Annotated in this window: 4 protein-coding genes; 1 reads left to right on the plus strand and 3 read right to left on the minus strand. The window is 63.5% G+C overall.

All coding sequences use genetic code 11. The features are described from left to right. From GPT33_RS18295 to GPT33_RS18305, 3 genes are all read right to left on the minus strand, one after another. Nucleotides 1–189: TraR/DksA C4-type zinc finger protein (locus GPT33_RS18295; RefSeq protein WP_296811949.1), on the minus strand; the 189-nt coding region annotated here is incomplete at its 3' end. Between the two features lie 257 nt (nucleotides 190–446). Continuing rightward, nucleotides 447–983 carry a hypothetical protein gene (locus GPT33_RS18300; RefSeq protein ID WP_296811952.1) on the minus strand — a complete coding sequence of 179 codons (537 nt, stop codon included), beginning with the start codon at nucleotides 981–983 and terminating at the stop codon, nucleotides 447–449. Nucleotides 984–1,324: 341 nt separating this feature from the next. Next, complete coding sequence (locus GPT33_RS18305; protein ID WP_296811954.1) at nucleotides 1,325–1,765, minus strand: 3'-5' exonuclease; 441 nt, start codon at nucleotides 1,763–1,765, stop codon at nucleotides 1,325–1,327. A 375-nt stretch (nucleotides 1,766–2,140) separates the two neighbouring features. Between GPT33_RS18305 and GPT33_RS18310 the strand changes: the two genes are divergently transcribed. Next, nucleotides 2,141–2,866, plus strand: a complete 726-nt coding sequence (locus tag GPT33_RS18310; protein ID WP_296811956.1) for a hypothetical protein — start codon at nucleotides 2,141–2,143, stop codon at nucleotides 2,864–2,866. Nucleotides 2,867–3,136: the final 270 nt, after the last annotated feature.

Below are 3,136 nucleotides of genomic sequence, written 5' to 3' on the forward strand. Positions count from 1 at the left end.
ACAGGGTGCGGAACGAGAGGCGTTCGGTACGTAGATCAAACGCTTTTCGGGAATAATGTCGCCACAGTCGAGACAATGATCCCGACCTGAAATAAGGCTTGCCTGGTCACGCATCGCCGCGACCGCCAGTTCAGTCAACTGATCGATTCGAAACTGCGTGAGGTCGAGCTCGTCTGCAAAGCGTTCCAATTTAACTGCCCCCGAATCAAACACCGATGGTTGGGAGCATCGCAGATGATCGTGACAAACGCATGAGCCCCACCCATCCTGATGGAGGGTGGTCCCCGGGAGCTCGCGCGGGACCAGCGAGGGTGAAGCAAGGACTTCCGCGCGTGGCCAGAGACCTGCGACGGCAAGGACCTCGGGCGGCAGCCCCATACCGTCAGGTCCGAACACACCCGATGCCGGCAGCGGCCGCCCTACCGAGCACGATGCACGCGCTTGGCTCATCCATTGAGCGTGAGCAGCGACACCGTCTCGTACCAGTGCTCCGCCCCAACCAGCGCGATCGGATGCCGCGTTCCCGCATCGCCACAACACCTTCGATCTTGCGGTCGCGTGTCGAGCGAATCCAATCCGGACTGCCGACGGAGGCGATAAAAACGACGTTGGTCTTGAGGGTCGGTGCCGTGCACACCTTTGCGCCGCGCGAGCAACCCCCTGCTGGACCTGGCTGCGCGGGCCGCAGGCAAACGTGCCGGTGAAGCAGTAGGTCCAACCGTCGAAGGCCAATTCGGGACCCGATCATCGAGCAGCAGCGCCGCCGACATGCTGGCCGCCGATTCAGCGAAGATCGGTGCCCCGGTCAGGTCCTGCAAGGTGGCGAGCAAGTCGCGCTCCTCGTCGGAATCCATGACGCCGTCGGCCAAGACTTCCTGCATCCGCTTGTACAGGGCGACCGCAGGCGACTGGTCAGCGATTTGGTGATGTCGGTCGAGCCAGGTCGGCGAGAAATCGGATCTCCGATTCGGCCAAGACACCATCGGCTAGGACTCCTCGAAAGAGCACGATGAGCTCGTCGACACCTCGATCGCTCAATCACGATTGGCTGAATCGGCTTGGCGGTTGGCGATGTTCATCCTGCATACCGCGACTCCCCATCAATGCACAATCCTGGTTGGGCTGTTCTCACGTCGAGAGCCCGTCTTGCGCTCGCAGCCGAGTTCCTGCGATGTAGGCGTCGATCCGTCACGGACATCTCCGTCCGTACCGCTCCACGCACTCTCGAGTCCGGTCTTCGCCGTCCGCTGAAGCTGCCCCGGCAACTCGTGGGTGACATCCGCGAGGCCGGACAGCTCCATCAACGCCCGCTCCAGATACAGCGTCAGATGGGCCGCCATCTCCGCATCTGCCTATGCCCGGTGATAGCGGCCGGTGACCGGCAACCTTGCGTACTCGACCAGAGTACCGAGCTTGTGATTGGGTGCTTGGGGCAAGACGCGACGGGCGACCAACATCGAGCAGGCAATGCTTTCGGCGTCCTACGCACGATGCGTGCGAGCTCGGCATCCCGGAACTTGCGGTCGAACAATGCATTGTGCGCGACGAGGGGATAGTCGCCGACGAAGTCCGCGACCGCCGCAATAACTTGGCTGGCCGGCGGTGCTACGTGCACCATGGCGTTGCTGATGCCTGTGAGGTGCTCGATGAATGAGGCGATGCGCCGACAGGCGTTCATGAGGCTCTGGTACTGATCGACGATGTGACCATCGCGGATCAAGATGGCGGCGATCTCAGTCGCATCAAAGTTGCCGATCCGTCCCATGACATGGCGAAGGCTTCTCGACCGGTATGCGCGGGTCCATGCACCCCGAACGCTGTCGCGAACATATCGCTGTCGGTCATATTCCACCCATGACGATCCCTGACCTCGGTCAACAACTTGACCCGGCGCGCTTTCCCGGAGATTGTCCGGTTCGTGCAGGGTGAGCCGATTCGACTATCCTTCGCAGAGTCACGCGAGCGCATCACGTCATGCTACGACCCGTCTGCATGCGGTATCGCCGTCGAAAGCCGCTTCGGGCACCGTGCTCGATCTGTCCCCTGTGGCCGGCACGGCTCGTCCGACGAGCGCCGGGACCCGAGTCAGCGGCCAACGCGAGCGGGTCGTCAATCTTGATTTTTGCCGGAGTTGCTGCCGATGTGTCCGAAACCGACCACCGCACCCGCCGGAGCCGACCGTCGAGAAGGCTTTGCGGTGCGTCCGCGCGTTGTCGTCGCGCTGGGCGTGCTTCTACTCGCTGCGCTCTGGTGGGCTTTCGGGGCAGACATCGACGGCTCGCTCGCAAACTGGACAGAGCTGTTCCTCGATCGGATGGAGCATATCCCGCCCTGGGTCTATCTGATCAGCTTCGTAGTCCTTCCCGCCTTCGGCGTGCCCATCCTCGCCTACTATCTGACGATCGGGATCGTGGTCGACGGGTTGGGTTGGACGCTGCTCGCAGCATGGACCTGCATGGCAGCGAACATGGCCTTCTCCTATCTGCTCGCGCGGGGTCTTCATCGCCCGCTGAACGGCCTGGCGACGCGCCGTGGCTACCGCATCCCGTGTTTTCGCCCCGGCGATGAATGGAAGGTCATCCTGATGGTGCGGGCGTCCCCGCTGCCGTGGATGATGCAGAATTACCTGCTGACCCTCGGCGGTGCGCGTTTCCGCCCCTACATGCTGGTCGGCATCCCGGTGCAGGCGTTGATCGGCCTCGGGGTGATTCTTCTCGGCGACGCCATCCTCTCGGGCGATCTGCGTTGGGCACCGATCGGGCTCTTCCTGGTCGCGGCCATCTGGGTGGCCCTTCGGGCCATTCGTATGCGCAGCGACTCGGCGCCGTCGTTGCGGGCATCGCCGCAGGCGCTTGCGGGCGATTGACCGACGCCGCCCGGCAAGGCGCGCCGGCGTCGCTTACACGCGTGTAACTACCATCGACAGGACCAAGCGTCAGGCCGCCGGCGAGCAGGGTACGTTCGGCCTCGCCGATCTCCAGGCCCAGGATCCAGCGGTAAATCCAGAAGATCAACGCGGCAAGCAGGACCCGGAGTTACCGGGCGGTGCACCCGAGAGTGCTTCGGCGCCTCGAACGTCGCCGGGGCTCCACCACCTCGCCGCGGAGCGCAAAGCGCGCGATGGCGTCCCAATTCG

The organism is Thiocapsa sp., from assembly GCF_011390875.1.
In the GTDB taxonomy this organism is placed as follows: Bacteria; Pseudomonadota; Gammaproteobacteria; order Chromatiales; family Chromatiaceae; genus Thiocapsa.

Bases quoted from the DNA above. Each gene is read 5' to 3' on its own strand.
- GPT33_RS18300 (WP_296811952.1), bottom strand. From the start codon at position 983: ATGGTGTCTTGGCCGAATCGGAGATCCGATTTCTCGCCGACCTGGCTC.
- GPT33_RS18305 (WP_296811954.1), bottom strand. From the start codon at position 1,765: ATGGGACGGATCGGCAACTTTGATGCGACTGAGATCGCCGCCATCTTG.
- GPT33_RS18310 (WP_296811956.1), top strand. From the start codon at position 2,141: ATGTGTCCGAAACCGACCACCGCACCCGCCGGAGCCGACCGTCGAGAA.